This window comes from Arthrobacter sp. THG-b23, assembly GCF_059091265.1.
Window position 1 is genome coordinate 152,597 of sequence record NZ_JBNHGM010000001.1, and the last position, 15,104, is coordinate 167,700.

Below are 15,104 nucleotides of genomic sequence, written 5' to 3' on the forward strand. Positions count from 1 at the left end.
ACGGCCACGAACGATGGGCGGACAGCGGTCGGACATCGCCGGCTGGTACCGGAACTTCGGCCTGTACGAGGCCGCGGGCCAGTCTCCGGTGTACGTCGAGTGGGCCCTGGGCATCAGCGACGATCCCGAGGTCCTGGCGCTGATCGTGGCCCTGCCCGCGTCGAAGCGCCAGCCGAACCTGGTCCTGGCGGCAGCCCGCTCGCTTGGCGCCGGCGTCATGAAGTATGCGGGCTTCCGCGACTTCCTGCTGTCGCGGTGGGACTCGGTTCGGGAGGTGGCCCTGGCCCGCACCACGCAGACCAATGAACCCGGCCGCTGCGCCGTCTTCCTGCCGTCCCTGGCGGCCATCGCCGCCTCCGAGGCCAGGCCGCTGGCGCTGATCGAGGTGGGCGCCTCGGCGGGGCTGCTGCTCCATCCCGACCTGTACCGCTACCAGTACGACGGCGGTGCGGTCCTCGCGCCACGGCCCTCGCCTGCGGCCGGCGCCGGGGCCGGGGCCGGGGCCGGGGCGGACACGCCGGAGGCTGCACCTGCCGGCGGTGCCGCACCGGGGCCCCCGCTGCTGGAATGCTCCACCTCGGGCCGCCCGCCGCTGCCCGGGTCGCTGCCCGAAGTCTGCTGGCGCGCCGGAATCGACCTGAATCCGCTGGACATTACCGATGCCGGCGATGTCGCCTGGCTCGAGGCCCTGATTTGGCCGGGGCAGGAGTTCCGCGTCCTCCGGCTGCACCAGGCCCTCGAGGTGGCCCGCCGCAATCCGGTCCGGCTAGTGGCCGGCGACCTCACCGAGCAACTGCCCGCGCTGGTGGCCCAGGCACCCGAGGATGCCGCCGTCGTCGTGTTCCATTCGGCGGTGCTGGCCTACCTGCCCGAGCCGGACCGGCGGCGGTTCCGCACCCTGGTGGAGGGGCTCATCCATGAGCGGGGCGTGCACTGGCTCGCGCACGAAGGACCCGGCGTGATGCCCCTGCCGGATGAGGACTCCGGCATTCCGGGCCTGGACGACCGGACCCAGCGGGGCCGCTTCCTGCTCTCGCACAACGGGAAGCCGGTCGCCGTCAGCGGCCCGCACGGCCAGTTCCTGGACTGGCTCCGGCACGAGAACCGCTAGCGGGTCACGCATTGGCCGGCGGAGATGGTCTCCTGATAGCCGAGGGCTTCGTCGACGACCGGCTGGACCTCATCCAAGGTCAGGGCGTAGCCCACCGGCACGTTCTCCGTGGACTTGGCGAACACCACGCCCGCCACATTTCCGTCGGCATCCAGCAGCGGTCCGCCGGAATTGCCCTGCTGCACGTTCGCCGCCAGCGTGTAGACCTCGAGCGAGGACGGGTCCGCGCCGTAAATGTTCTGCACCAGCACCTGCGAACGGCCCTGCACGGTGGCCGGGTTGCTTTGGAAGGGACCGCCGGCCGGGTAGCCCTGGAACGCCGCCAGGTCGCCTTCGGACAGTTCGCCTCCCAGCGGCAGCGGCCGCACGCCCAACCCGTCCACGGCCAGGACGGCCAGGTCACGCACCGGGTCGAAGAACACCACCCGGCCGGGCAGCACCCGTCCGTCGGGGATTTCCACCACCGGTTCGTTGACGCCGGCCACCACGTGGGCGTTGGTCAGCACGCGGTCCGGTGCCACCGCAAAGCCGGACCCGGTCTGGTTCTGCCCGCATTGGAAGGCCGTCCCCGCGATCCGAAGCACGGAGGCCGCCGCCTCGTTCAGGGCCGCGGTATCGGTGCTGGCATCGGGAACCTGCGCCGATTCCTGCGGCACCTGCGGGTCGAGGACCAGCGGGATGCCGTCCGCGACGACGATGGAGCGCACCTGCGCCGCCCATGCCTTCACCGGATCCGGGGTCAGGTTTTCGATCGAAGCGATCACCTTGGACGCGGCAATCTGTTGCGAGATGAACGGCACACCCATGGTGCCCAGGCTGAACGCCAGCATGGAGATGACCAGCGCGGTCACGGCAAGGTTCATCACGCCGCCCAGCAGCCGGTCCAGCGGCCGCAGCGGCGGGAAGTCCATGCGGCGTCGGATGGCCGCGCCGATTCCCGTCCCCAAGGCATGCCCCAGCACCACCAGCAATATGGCCACGGCAATGGCCGCGGTCAGCCGCCAGGCGCTGTCCGGAACCCATTCGCTGACCAGCGGGATGGCGAAGAAGGCCGCCACCGCGCCCAGGGCGATGCCGGCTATGCCGCCGAGGGTGAGCAGGAACCCCTTGCGCAGACCTGAGACCAGGTACGCCAAGAGGATCAGCAGCAGGACGATGTCCAAGATGGTCAGGCCGAAAATCACTCATTCTCCGTTGCGGTGGGATGTGCATTAGTCTAGGCGGTCCGCCCGCGGGAATTATTAACCGCCGTTACCGGTTGTCACTTCCGGCAGCCCGTGTCGGTGCCCGATGCCGGTGCTTTCCTCCTCTGGGAGCGAAAAGCCTTGTGGAAGATGTCACAGGGGCTTTACATGCGGCAAAATGGAGAGCAGTGCCCCCACGGGAGGGCAGCTTGAACCCCAGCCGAACAGTACTAACTTGGAGAATTCATGGACGTAGAGATCCTTCGCCGCGCACCTCTTTTTGCCACACTCGACGACGACGTTTTCGCCGCGCTGACCGACGAGCTGACCGAGGTCGATCTGTCCCGCGGCGCATCGGTGTTCCGCGAAGGTGACCAGGGCGACCAGCTCTACTTCATCGTCTCCGGCAAGATCAAGCTGGGCCGCACCGCTGCCGACGGCCGCGAGAACCTGGTGGCTATCCTCGGCCCGGGCGAGCTCTTCGGCGAGATGGCCCTCTTCGACCCGAGCCCGCGCAGCACCTCCGCGACCGCCGTGTCCGAAACCCGCCTCGCGGGGTTGAAGAACGAAAACCTGCGCGGCCTGCTGGAGACCCGTCCCGAGGTCTCGGCGCAGCTGCTGCAGGCCCTGGCCCGCCGCCTCCGCCGCACCAATGACTCGCTGGCCGACCTGGTCTTCTCCGATGTTCCGGGCCGTGTGGCCAAGGCGCTGCTGGATTTGGCCGACCGCTTCGGCCGCCCCGCCACGGACGGCATCCTGGTGGCGCACGAGCTGACGCAGGAAGAGCTGGCCCAGCTGGTCGGCGCCTCCCGCGAAACCGTCAACAAGGCGCTGGCCGAGTTCGTCCAGCGCGGCTGGCTGCGCCTGGAGGCACGCGCGGTAGTCATCCTGGACATCCAGCGGCTCCGCCAGCGTTCGCGCTGATACTCGGCTGAAACGCACGACGGCGGGGGCTCACCAATGGTGGGCCCCCGCCGTCGTTGTGGCTGGGAGGATAAATCCGGGTCGCCGACCACTGGCCGCCGCGGCGGAGCGGGCTCAGCGTCCCCGCTGCGCGGCGCCGCCTTCGGTGGCGGAGTTGGCCGCCACCTGCAGCATGGGCACACCGTCAACCTGGATCAGTTCGGGGTGGTAGAGCCGCTGCGGGCGCTTGTGCGAGAGGTAGGCAATGCAGCCGCGGGCGCCGGCGATCTTTTCCACGATGATTTCCACCGCCGGCGAGGTCACTTCGCTGAACGTCAGCCCGCGGGTGTCGGGCTGGTCCACGAGATCGCCGAGCACCGTGGTGTTCCGCCCGGCCACCAGCTCCTGCGCCGGCAGCCACGAGGCCCACACGCCCTTGCTTTCCAGCAGGGACGGCCGTTGGTTGGCCGGCTGGGCCGCAGCGAAGTAGCGCGTATCGAAGCGTCGGTGGGCAAAGTCCGGGCTGAGCCAGTGGGACACGGGTTTGAGCAAGTCCGTGCGGACGCCGAGTCCGCGCTTGCCCAGCGCTTCGCCGAAGGACTTTTCCTGGTCGGACACGGCCTCCCGGGTCCGCATCCAGTCGGCGCCGGACGTGGATTCCGGCAGGCTGGACTCGTCCGGGCCTGCCAGCAACACGCCGGTTTCCTCGAACAGCTCGCGGATGGCCGCCACCACGTGGGCGTGGGCCAGGCGGTGGTCGTCTAGGCCGAGCATCTCGGCCCATTTGGTCGGCGAGGGACCGTACCAAGTGACCGGGTCGCCGTCGGTCTCCTCCACGCTGCCGCCGGGAAAGGCCACGGTTCCCAACGGAGAGGACCCCGACCGGTAGCCAAGGTAGGTTTCCGTGCCGGCTGGTCCGTCCCGCACCAAGACCACGGACGACGCCAGCCGGGGCTTCCGCGGCGTGCGCTCTCCGTGTTGGAACCAGCTGTGGGCGGCGCCCAGCTGGTCGGGCGCCACGGGGAAGAGCCGCTGCTCCTCGCGAAGTGGACTAGCTGAATTCGGCAATCAGTTCTACCTCGACCGGCGAATCCAGCGGCAGCACTGCCACGCCGACGGCGGACCGGGCGTGGGCGCCGGCCTCGCCGAGGACCTGCCCCAGCAGCTCGGAGGCGCCGTTAATCACACCCGGCTGGCCGGTGAATCCCGGATCGGAGGCCACGAAACCGACGACCTTGACCACCCGGGTGATCCGGTCCAGGTCCCCGATGACGCTCTTGACTGCTGCCAAGGCGTTCACGGCGGCCGTAGCGGCCAGGTTTTTGGCCTCGTCGGCACTGACCAGGCCGGCACCGTCGCCCACCTTGCCGGCCGCCGGAAGTTCGCCGTTGACGAACGGCAGCTGCCCCGAGGTGTACACATAGTTCCCGGAGACAACCGCCGGTACATAGGCGGCCACCGGAGCTGCCACGTCCGGCAGGGACAGGCCCAGACCGGCCAGCCGCTCTTCGACGTTGGACTTCCGGGCCTCTGTCGTTTCCGTCATGGCTACTGCTTCTCCCGCTTCAAGTAGGCAACCGGATTGGTTCCGTTCGGACCGGGGAACACCTGGACGAGCTCCCAGCCGTCCTCACCCCACTGGTCCAGAATCTGCTTGGTCGCGTGGATAATGAGCGGAATTGTCGCGTATTCCCATTTGGTCATAACTCAAAGGGTAGCGCTTGCTTGTAAACTGAACCCCATGGCCGCTCGCAAATCCCCCTTCTTCGACACTGCGACCACCCTGGGCAAGATCGTTGGCTTCTTGGGTATCAGTGCGCTCTGTGGCGTTCTCGCAGCCGGCCTGCTGGTTCCGGCCGCAGCCGTAGCCGGTGTCGGGGCCACCTCATCGATCGAATACTTCGACCAATTGCCGGACGAACTGCAGACGCAGCCGCTGTCCCAGCCGTCGCGGATCCTCTCCGCCGACGGCAAGCTGATTGCCACGTTCTACGCCGAAAACCGCGTCCCGGTGACCCTGGACAAGGTCTCCCAGCACATGCAGGACGCCATCATCTCCATCGAGGACGTTCGTTTCTACGAGCACAACGGTGTGGACCCCCAGGGCATCATGCGCGCCGCGGTGACGAACATGGCCGGCGGGGACCTGCAGGGCGCGTCCACGCTGACCATGCAGTATGTCAACAACGTGCTGATCGATGCCGGTGCTTCCGCGGGCAAGGGCGCCGAAGAGCTGACCATCAGCGGCACCAAGGACATCGGCGACAAGCTGCGCGAGGCGAAGCTGGCCATCGCCGTCGAAAAGGAATTCAGCAAGGAAGAGATCCTGCAGGGCTACCTGAACATCGTGTTGTTCAGCGGCCAGGTCTACGGCATTGAAGCTGCTGCGAAGACCTTTTTCGGCGTTCCCGCGGCCAAGCTGAACATCCAGCAGTCGGCCATGCTGGCCGGCATGGTTCAGTCGCCCAACTACTTCAATCCGGTGAACAACCCGGAAGCGACGGTGGAACGGCGCAATACGGTGCTGTCCGCCATGCTTAGCGCGGGCAAGATCACCCAAGAGGAGTACGACGAAGCCGTTGCCAGCGACCTGGGCTTGAACCTCAAGCCGGTGCGTTCCGGCTGTGTCGCGGCGAACTTCGCCGATTACTTCTGCAGCTACGTGCAGCACGCCATCATGCAGTCCGATGCGTTCGGCGCAGATTCCACTGAGCGGGCGAAGCTTCTGGCCCGTGGCGGCCTCACCATCAAGACCACGCTCGACTCCCGCCTCCAGAAGGAAGGCCAGAAGCAGATCGAGCAGGAAGTCCCCGTGGGCGATGAGTCCGGCGTCGGCTCGGCCATGGTTTCGGTTGAACCCGGCACCGGCAACATCCTGATGATGGCCCAGAACACCAACTACAGCCCCGAAGACGGCGCGGCCAACACGGAGCTGAACTACAACGTCGACGCCGATATGGGCGGCGGCAACGGGTGGCAGCCCGGCTCTACGATGAAGCCCTACACCATGGTCGCCTGGCTCGAAGCAGGCAAGGCGCTCAACGCATCGGTCGACGCGCGCCGGACGGAGTACCCGGCGCAGTACAACTGGAATGCCAGCTGCCTGCCTCCGGACGCGTGGTTCAGTGAGTGGGACTTCCAGAATGCGCTGCCCGGTTTCGAGCGGACCATGACCGCCAGCCAGGGCCTGACGTGGTCGATTAACTCCGCTACCGCAGCCATGGCCGCGCAGCTGGACCTCTGTGACATCCAGGATGCGGCAACCCGCCTCGGCGTTCGCACTGCGACGGACAAAGAGCCGATCAGCATTGAGCACCCGTCCTTCATCATCGGCACCACCAACGTTTCCCCGATGACGATGGCGGCTTCGTTCGCGGCGTTCGCCAACGGCGGCGTGTACTGCAAGCCGATCGCGCTGACCTCCGTCACGGATGCTCAGGGCAACGAGTACGAAGTGCCGAAGAAGTCCTGTGAACGGGCGATCTCGGAAGAAGTTGCTGCCGCCGTGAGCGTCCCGCTGGAAAACCTGGTCAACCTGCAGCTGGGCGGAATCCATCCAATTGGTGTTCCCGCCGCTGTCAAGACCGGCACCACCGACAAGTCTGAGTACACCTGGACGGTGGGCTACACCAAGGGCATCTCCACTGCTTCCTGGGTGGGCAATCCGCACGCCTACAAGTCGATCAACAACATTCCGATCAACGGCGTGACGCGCAACTACGTGGACGGTGCGACCATTGCCGGCGGCCAGTGGACCGATTACATGGAGAAGGTCGCCGGCTTGTATAAGACGGGCGAGTTCGGCTCCGCGCCGAGCAACATGCTGTATCCGCCCCGGCCGGTCCAGGCACCGGCACCCTCCGAGTCGAACAACAACTCGAATTCCAGCAACAGCAGCGACGAGGGCGGCGGGGATTCGGGCGGTGACTCCGGCGATTCCGGCGATTCCGGCAACGGAAACGGAAACGGCGGAGGCAATGGAAACGGCAACGGAAACGGTGGAGGCAACGGGAACGGCAACGGGGACGGCAACGGGGACGACGACTAACCGTGGACACTGACTTGCTGCGAGCACGGCTCCGGACCGCAGGCAACCTGGCCCTTGGGGCCACTGCCGCGGGCGGGGCCGCGCTGGTGTACGGCTCCGTTATCGAGCGGAACATGTTCAAAGTCCGCGAAGAAACGCTGCCCATCCTGCCCGTCGGCCGCGGCCCACTGAAGATCCTGCATCTGTCCGACATCCACATGACACCCGGGCAGACGCTGAAGCAGAGGTGGCTGCGGCAGCTGGCCTCGCTGGAACCGGATCTCGTGGTCAACACCGGCGATAACCTCAGCCATCAGCAGGCCGTAAAACCCCTGCTGGACTCGCTGGCACCACTGATGGACGTTCCGGGCGTGTTCGTCCCGGGCTCCAACGATTACTACTCCCCGGTGATGAAGAACCCGTTCTCCTACCTCACCGGTCCCTCCACGCAGCCCAAGGACTATGCGGAGCGTGAACTGCCGTGGCGTGAGATGCACGCGGCATTCGGCACCGCCGGCTGGGTCGACTTAACCAACCGGCACCAGTCGCTGGTGGTGGGCCGCGTGCGGCTGGACTTCACGGGCGTGGACGATCCTCACCTGCAGCGCGACCGCTATGCGGGGTTTCCAAACGGTTCGACGTCCGCCGATGAAGCCGCGTACCTGCGGATCGCGGTGGCCCACGCCCCGTACCAACGGGTGCTGGACAGGTTTACTGCCGACGATGCCGACCTGATGCTGGCCGGGCACACCCATGGTGGCCAGGTCTGCATCCCGGGCTACGGGGCCTTGATCAGTAACTGCGATCTGCCCACGTGGCGCGCCCGTGGACTGACGTACTGGGAGCACGAGGGGCGTAGCGTCCCGTTGAATGTGTCGGCCGGGCTGGGAACGTCCCGTCTGGCTCCGGTGCGATTCGCCTGCCGCCCGGAGGCTGTGCTGCTGACGCTGACGCCGGCGGCACCGGCCGGCGAAGTCCCGGCCGGAGCCCCCGGGCTCAGCTGAAGGCTGAAGCTCCGTCCCGGGCGGAGGCCCATTAGCTCAGCAGAGCTCAGAAGCTCGCTCCCTGCGGAGGGCCATCAGCTGGCACAGAAGCTTGTGGTGCCATTGGTCCTACAAAAGCTGTGCCTCGCCATTTGCAGGCCGCTGATGCGTTCCAACTGTCCCGTGCGCGTTCACCCGCAAATGCACTTCCACTGTTCCCCGCGCGTTCACCCGCGCCGGATTGATCATGGTGCGGTTTGGAGTGGTTGGGGTGGGACGTGGGTTTGCCAGTAGGAGTTGCGCAGCGGTTTGCGGCGGGGGTCGATGTAGTCCGGCGGGGTGAACCAGGGGATGCCGTCGAGGACGTTGATCTGCCAGTTGCCTTGCTCGATCAGGTCGTGGTGGAGCAGGCAGAGGCATACCCCGTTATCGACGCTGGTGCGGCCGCCGGCCCACCACGGGATGATGTGGTGCGCTTCGGTCCAGAACGCGGGCATGCTGCACCCCGGGAAGGCACAGCCCTTGTCCCGGGCGACCAGTGCCCGGCGGATGGCGCGGTTGAAGAACCGTTGCGACCTGCCCAGGTCCAGGATTTCGCCCTCGGACCCGAGGACGGCCGGGATGATCTCGGCGTCGCAGGCCATCCGGCGCACCGTGGTGGCCGAGACCGGTCCGTTGAAGACCGCGCTGCCGCCGCCGGAGAGCAGCCCGGCCAGCTGTTCGTACCCGGTGGTGACGATCACCTGTGTCCGGTGCCCGCCCGAGTCCGGAAGCCTGCCGGTGTTCAACGCGATCCGGCAGGCACCGACCAGGCCGGCGAGCAGCTTCTGCGCCCTGGTGGCACCGTCCATCGCCTCCACCACGGCCGGGTCCACCGCGGCAACCGGGTCCTCACCGGTGGGGCCTCCACCGCTGTGACGGGATGCCGAATCGGCGCTGCCTTCCGCGGCCGCCCTGTCCGTCCCGCCCGCACCAGCGGCGCCGGCGCCGCCCCTGCCTGCCTCCGTGGATCCGGTCCCGGCAACATTGCTGTTACCGCCGCCCATGGACGTGCCCGCGTCGGTGTTTGCCGCGCTGCCGGTGTCGGTGCCGGAGGGTCCTGCCGTGTCACCTTCACTTCCGCCGTTGGCGGCGGTTTCGATGGCGTCGGGGCGGATCCGCGGGTTCGCGGCGCTGTTCATCACGGTGGCTAGGGCTTCGTACTGGGCATCGGTGGTGTTGATGACGAACTGGTGCAGCCCCCGGCGCCGGCCCCGGTAGAACATGCCCTGCCGGGCCCGCAGTTCCTCCTCGGTCGGCTCGGCACCGTCCTGGTCGACCGCGGTTTCCCACGTCCTGGCGACCATCACCAGGGTGTCGGCATCGGCCTCTACGGCCTGCCGGACCAGCGCCGCTTCCATCGCCTGCAACGCCTCCGGGGTACCGGCGTGCCGGGCCCGGTCCAGGGAATCTACGACCACGGCCGCTGCGTGGCCGCTGACCTCCCCGCCGGCCATGGCCTCCGCCAACACAGGCAGCGCCGGGACACCGGGTTCCCCGTCAAACCGCGCCGGCGCGGTGATCGCCTTGCCGACCCGCAGCCTGCGCCGCGCCTCGACAATGCTGATCCCCAGCCTTGAGCGCAGATACTCCGCGTTGTTGGCAAACTCTGTCTTGCGGCGGCGCTGCGCCTGCTTTGACCCGGACAGGTCCGGGTTCGCGGCCCCGCTGCCGGTGTTGATCGCCGCCGCCGGATCAGCCCACTCCCCCGCCCCGACACAGGCTTCGGCCTCGGCTCCGGGTCCGGGCGCCGCCGAGTGTTCCCCGTTGGCGGCGATGTCTGCCCGCTCCACGGACTGGGCGCCGACGGCCTGCAGGAACTCCACCAGCTTCGAAACGTCCTCGACCGCCGCTACCGTATTGGCCAGGTCCCGGGTGCACAGGGACGCCGACTGGGCGGGAAATTGGTCGGCAACATCCTGCAGCAGGACAAACGCCTGGGCCAGGGATGTTCCCATCTCCCCGGTGCGGTCCAACGGTGCAAGAGCCATACCACAATTTTATTAGTACACACATTCGACGGCCATCGAAAGGGGCCATTGTGTAGGAGTAGTGCCGGTCCAGAGGCAGTGCATGGGGGTAACAATGCGTGCGGGCTCCTAAACAATGGGAGCGGCCCGGAAATCTATATAGGCGGGCTCCAGGTCACGGCCGCAGCAGCCAGCTCACCCACACTGCCAGATGGAAGGCAAGCAGCCCGCGAGCGCCCGACGCCAAGGGAAGCACGCTGCTAGGCGGAAGCGGCCGTCTCCGCGCGTGCCGCACGCCACCTGGACCAGCCGTACAGGCTTAGGACCCCCAGCAGGACGGTGAAGACGATGCCGTCCAGTGCAAAGAGGACCTGCGGGTTTGCCCTCGCTGCCACGGCGGCCAGGCCCATCAGCGAGAGGGTGACGCCGATCCACCAGGCTTCGATAACGCCGCGCGCGAGCCCGAGGTACAGCAGCGGTGTCAGGAGGCTGGCGACCACTGCTTCAGCAATGTCCCCCGGGCTGGCCATGTGGGTCAGCATCATGGGCAGCACCTCGATACCGAAGAAAACCAGAACCAGCACCATCAGGAGCGCCGCGGCCAGCCAATCGGGCCGCTGGACCGGATGGACCGGAACCCCGCCCGCCGCTGACCGCCGTCGCCACCGCCACCATCCATAGGCGGCGACCGCAGGCAGCACCAGGACGGCAGGGCTGAAAGCGCTTGCCACGCCCATCAAGACCATGGACACAACCGGTTCCACCAGCAGCACCAGCCAGCCGGCCGGTTTCCGCAGCACCAAGAGCAGGACTGCTACCACTCGCAGCAGCGGAAAGAGCATTGGCGTCCACAGGACCAACCCGAAGCCGTGCACCACGTCCGCCAGATCCATACTCTCTCCCGTTGGTGAATGGTTCGGCCCAGACTAGCAAGCACCGGTTTCCCAGCGCGCCGGCCCGGCCGGGACCAGGCAGTGACCAGCGCCTCAAACCGGTCGCTAGGATAGTTGCTGCGGTACACGATGCCCTCCGAACCACTGCGATGAATCGACCACATGACTGAGTTATCCCTCTGGCGCTCGATCGCCCGGCTCAAACACTATGTCCGGCCCATCCTCCCCCGGCTGATCTTGGGATTCTTCAGTGCCCTCGGTGCCAGCCTGGTGGCACTGGCCATCCCCCAGGTCTTGCGCGGCCTGGTGGATACCATCCATACCGGCGGCCGCCCCTCGGAAGTCTGGGGCCCCGCCGTCGTCATTGCCGTGCTGGGCTTGGCCGAGGCCGCCCTGGTGTACCTGCGGCGCGTGTTCGCGATCGCGCCCGCCACGGACGTGGAGATGGGCATGCGCACCAGCTTCTACCGGCATGTGCAGCATCTGCCGGCCGCCTTCCATGACCGTTGGGGCTCGGGCCAGCTGCTCTCCCGCGCCATGGCCGACCTGGGCCTGGTCCGGCGTTGGCTGGCCTTCGGGTCGCTCATGCTGGTGGTCTCCTTCGTGACGGTGGTCGCGGGGCTGGCGCTGATGTTCGCGCTGAACCAGCTGCTGGGACTGATCTTCCTGGTCGCCGCCGTACCCCTTGTCTGGCAGGGGTTCCGCTTCCGTACCGCGTTCGGTGCCTCCTCCCGGCTGAGCCAGGACCAGGCCGGGGACCTCGCCACCACGGTGGAGGAATCGGTGCACGGCATCCGGGTGCTCAAGGCCTTCGGCCGCGGCAAGTACGCGCTGGAGAACTTCCACGGCCAGGCCGAAGAACTGCGCCAGACCGAACTGGCCAAGGCCCGCACGCTGTCCAAGTTCCTGGCCACCGTTGTTTCGCTGCCCGATCTGGTGCTGGGCGCCGCGTTGGTCATCGGCATCATGCAGGTCTCCGGCGGACACATGACCGTGGGCGACCTGGTCGCCTTTTTTGCCACCGCCGCCGTCGTGGCCGGGCCGGTGGAGGCGATCGGTTCCCTGATGGGCATGACGCTGACGGCGAAGACCGCCCTGGACCGGCACTTCGACGTGATGGATACGAAGAACACCATCATCGACCCGGATGCACCGGCCCCGGCCGTCTCCGTGCGCGGGGAACTGCGCCTGTCCGACGTCGTCTTCCGCTATCCCGACGCCGCCGCGGACGCGGCCCCGGTCCTCAGCGGCGTGGACCTGCACGTGCGGGCGGGGGAAACCCTGGCGTTGGTCGGGGTCACCGGCTCGGGCAAGAGCACCCTGCTGCAACTGATCCCCCGGCTGTACGAGGTCACCTCCGGCGCCGTGTACCTGGACGGTACGGATATCCGCCATTTCCCGCTCGCCGAGCTCCGCGGCCACGTGTCGGTGGCCTTCGAGGACTCCACGCTGTTCTCCACCTCGGTCCGGGACAACGTGCTGCTGGGCGCCCGACCCGGCGGCGAAGATCCCGAAAACCTCCTCTCCCGGGCGCTCGAGGTGGCGCAGGCCGGGTTCGCCTACGACCTGCCGCAAGGCGTGGACACACGGATCGGCGAGGAAGGGCTGAGCCTGTCCGGCGGGCAGCGGCAGCGGATCGCGCTGGCCCGGGCCATCGCTGCCCGCCCGGCCGTGCTGGTGCTGGACGACCCGCTCTCGGCCCTGGACGTGCGGACCGAAGAAGCGGTGACGCAGCGGCTGCGGGAGGAGCTGCGCGGCACGACCACCGTGATCGTGGCCCACCGGCCCTCCACCGTGGCGCTGGCCGACCGGGTGGCGTTGCTGCAGGACGGCCGGATCGCCGCGGTCGGCAGCCACTCCGAACTGCTGCGCAGCAGCACACACTACCGGTACGTGATCGCCTCGCTGGCGGCCGAGCCCACCGTCGAAGACGTCCTGGACGCGAAGGAAGCCCGATGAGTTCCATGACCGGAGTCGCCGGCGAAGACAACATCAACCTGGACCAGGCCGACCGCAAAGCCGTCAGGCGGCGCTCATTGCGCCTGCTCGGCGAACTTGTGTCTCCGCACAAGCGGCTGTTCGCGCTCTCGATCGTGCTGGTGGTGGCCAGCAATGCCGCCCGGGCAGCCGGTCCGGTGCTGGTGGCCTTCGGCATCAACAATGCGCTGCCGGCCTTCACCGGCGGCGACGCCACTCCCCTGGTGCTGGTCGGCGCCGCCTACGCCGCCGTCGCAATTGCCGGCGGATCCCTGCTGGCGGCCTACATCTACGTCACCGCCCGGCTCAGCCAGGCCATGCTGCTGGCCCTGCGGGTCCGGGTCTTCCGGCACACCCAGCGGCTGAGCCTCGAGTTCCACGAAACCTACACGTCCGGCCGGATCATCTCCCGGCAGACTTCGGACCTGGAGGCGCTGCGCGAACTGCTGGACAACGGGGTCACCCAGCTGACCTCCGGCGTGATGTTCATGCTCTTCACGGCCATCAGCATCGTGGGACTGGACTGGAAGAGCGGGCTGATCATCCTGGTCGCCGCCATCCCCATCGCCTTCGTCACCCGGTGGTACCAAAAGGGTTCCGAGCTGGCCAACCGGGCCTCCCGGGTGGTGTCCGCCCGGCTGATCGTGCACTTCGTGGAAACCATGACCGGCATTCGGGCGGTCAAGGCCTTCCGCCGCGAGCAGGACAACTCCCGGCGCTACAACGAGCTGGCCGCCGACTACCGCGGCGCGACCCTGAGGAACATCAAGTACTTCGGCGTGCTCCAGCCGGTGTTGAACGGCGTCGGCAACCTGACCGTGGCCGTGGTGCTGCTGATCGGCGGCTTCCGCGTGCTGGACGGCGACCTTGCCATCGGCACCTTGGTCGCGGTGCTGCTGGCTACAAAGCAGGTCTTCCGCCCCACCGAACAGATCGCCATGTTCTACAGCTCCTTCCAGTCCGCGGCCTCCGCGCTGGAGAAGGTCTCCGGGCTGCTGGAAGAAGAACCGACCATCGTCCCCCCGGCCCGGCCGGTTCCGCTCAAGGACGCCCGCGGCGCGATCCGGTTCCGTGATGCCGTCTTCGGCTACGGCGACGGCCGGGTGGTGCTGCCCAGGCTGAACCTGGACATTCCCGCCGGCCAGACGGTCGCCGTCGTCGGGCAAACCGGAGCCGGCAAGTCCACCGTGGCCAAACTGATCGCCCGCTTCTACGACCTGACGTCCGGATCGCTCACCCTGGACGGGATCGAGCTGCGGCAGCTGTCCAACGAAGACCTGCGCCGCGCCGTGGTGATGGTCACGCAGGAAGCGTTCCTGTTCAGCGGCAGCGTCGCGGAGAACATCGCCCTGGGCAACCCGGAGGCCAGCCGCGTGCAGATCGAAGACGCGGCCCGCGCCCTCGGCGCCCACGAGTTCATCCTGTCGCTGCCCGAGGGTTACGACACCGACGTGAACAAGCGCGGCGGCCGTGTCTCGGCCGGCCAGCGGCAGCTCATCTCCTTCGCGCGCGCGTTCCTGGCCGACCCGGCGGTGCTGATCCTGGACGAAGCCACCGCGTCGCTGGACATCCCCAGCGAGCGGCAGGTCCAAAAGGGCCTGCAGACGCTGCTGGGCAACCGCACGGCGCTGATCATCGCGCACCGGCTCTCCACCGTCGAGATCGCAGACCGGGTGCTGGTCATCCACGAGGGCCGGGTGGTCGAGGATGGCTCGCCGGCGGAATTGATCGCCGGCGACGGCCGCTTCGCCCAACTGCACGCGGCGTGGAAGGACTCACTGGTCTGACACCGGCTGGCCACCGTCGATTTCTCCTTTGGGGGCTGTCTCCGCTATCCTTGAACAGTTGCTTTCGCGGCCGTCACGACGACGGCGGGGCAACGGTATCGGGGTGTGGCGCAGCTTGGTAGCGCGCGTCGTTCGGGACGACGAGGTCGCAGGTTCAAATCCTGTCACCCCGACCAATCACTGAGAACTCCCGCTGCTCATCGGAGCAGCGGGAGTTCTTGCTTTTCCGC

12 protein-coding genes and 1 tRNA gene are annotated in these 15,104 nt (G+C 67.6%); 7 read left to right on the forward strand and 6 right to left on the reverse strand.

Annotated features, from left to right (window positions below; genetic code table 11):
• Positions 1-13: 13 nt before the first annotated feature.
• A complete protein-coding gene (locus tag AC5RVD_RS00745) occupies positions 14-1,111 on the forward strand; it encodes a DUF2332 domain-containing protein (RefSeq protein WP_494125639.1) in 1,098 nt (365 codons plus the stop codon).
• Here AC5RVD_RS00745 and AC5RVD_RS00750 read toward each other — a convergent pair.
• Positions 1,108-2,292, reverse strand: a complete 1,185-nt coding sequence (locus AC5RVD_RS00750) for a MarP family serine protease (RefSeq protein WP_494113808.1) — start codon at positions 2,290-2,292, stop codon at positions 1,108-1,110. The genes AC5RVD_RS00745 and AC5RVD_RS00750 overlap by 4 nt on opposite strands.
• 249 nt (positions 2,293-2,541) lie before the next feature.
• Here AC5RVD_RS00750 and AC5RVD_RS00755 point away from each other — a divergent pair, with 249 nt between their 5' ends.
• A complete protein-coding gene (locus AC5RVD_RS00755) occupies positions 2,542-3,219 on the forward strand; it encodes a Crp/Fnr family transcriptional regulator (RefSeq protein WP_493966729.1) in 678 nt (225 codons plus the stop codon).
• A gap of 114 nt (positions 3,220-3,333) precedes the next feature.
• On the opposite strand, the gene AC5RVD_RS00760 is transcribed toward AC5RVD_RS00755, so the two are convergent.
• The 3 genes from AC5RVD_RS00760 to sp36 are packed head-to-tail and all read right to left on the reverse strand — an operon-like array spanning position 3,334 to position 4,902.
• Positions 3,334-4,266 (reverse strand): NUDIX hydrolase, encoded by a 933-nt coding sequence (locus tag AC5RVD_RS00760; protein ID WP_494125640.1) that lies wholly within the window; start codon positions 4,264-4,266, stop codon positions 3,334-3,336.
• On the reverse strand, positions 4,250-4,744 hold the full coding sequence (locus AC5RVD_RS00765) for a RidA family protein (RefSeq protein ID WP_494113804.1): 495 nt from the start codon (positions 4,742-4,744) through the stop codon (positions 4,250-4,252). Before AC5RVD_RS00765 ends, AC5RVD_RS00760 begins: the two co-directional genes overlap by 17 nt.
• Before the next feature lie 2 nt (positions 4,745-4,746).
• Positions 4,747-4,902, reverse strand: a complete 156-nt coding sequence (gene sp36, locus AC5RVD_RS00770) for a Sp36 family protein (RefSeq protein ID WP_493978079.1) — start codon at positions 4,900-4,902, stop codon at positions 4,747-4,749.
• A gap of 37 nt (positions 4,903-4,939) precedes the next feature.
• Between sp36 and AC5RVD_RS00775 the strand changes: the two genes are divergently transcribed.
• Both AC5RVD_RS00775 and AC5RVD_RS00780 read left to right on the forward strand, forming a co-directional pair.
• Positions 4,940-7,246 (forward strand): transglycosylase domain-containing protein, encoded by a 2,307-nt coding sequence (locus tag AC5RVD_RS00775; protein WP_494125641.1) that lies wholly within the window; start codon positions 4,940-4,942, stop codon positions 7,244-7,246.
• A 2-nt stretch (positions 7,247-7,248) separates the two neighbouring features.
• Positions 7,249-8,229 (forward strand): metallophosphoesterase, encoded by a 981-nt coding sequence (locus AC5RVD_RS00780; protein ID WP_494113802.1) that lies wholly within the window; start codon positions 7,249-7,251, stop codon positions 8,227-8,229.
• 224 nt (positions 8,230-8,453) lie between these two features.
• Here AC5RVD_RS00780 and AC5RVD_RS00785 read toward each other — a convergent pair whose 3' ends face one another.
• Together AC5RVD_RS00785 and AC5RVD_RS00790 are read right to left on the reverse strand one after the other, a co-directional pair.
• A complete protein-coding gene (locus AC5RVD_RS00785; protein WP_494125642.1) occupies positions 8,454-10,238 on the reverse strand; it encodes an HNH endonuclease signature motif containing protein in 1,785 nt (594 codons plus the stop codon).
• A gap of 239 nt (positions 10,239-10,477) precedes the next feature.
• Positions 10,478-11,110 carry a nicotinamide mononucleotide transporter gene (locus AC5RVD_RS00790; RefSeq protein ID WP_494125643.1) on the reverse strand — a complete coding sequence of 211 codons (633 nt, stop codon included), beginning with the start codon at positions 11,108-11,110 and terminating at the stop codon, positions 10,478-10,480.
• 162 nt (positions 11,111-11,272) lie between these two features.
• Between AC5RVD_RS00790 and AC5RVD_RS00795 the strand changes: the two genes are divergently transcribed.
• From AC5RVD_RS00795 to AC5RVD_RS00805, 3 genes are all read left to right on the forward strand, one after another.
• Entirely contained in the window at positions 11,273-13,069 is a 1,797-nt protein-coding gene (locus AC5RVD_RS00795) for an ABC transporter ATP-binding protein (RefSeq protein ID WP_494125644.1), read from the forward strand.
• Entirely contained in the window at positions 13,066-14,874 is a 1,809-nt protein-coding gene (locus AC5RVD_RS00800; RefSeq protein ID WP_494125645.1) for an ABC transporter ATP-binding protein, read from the forward strand. Before AC5RVD_RS00795 ends, AC5RVD_RS00800 begins: the two co-directional genes overlap by 4 nt.
• Before the next feature lie 99 nt (positions 14,875-14,973).
• A tRNA-Pro gene (locus AC5RVD_RS00805) sits at positions 14,974-15,050 on the forward strand.
• Positions 15,051-15,104 lie beyond the last annotated feature (54 nt).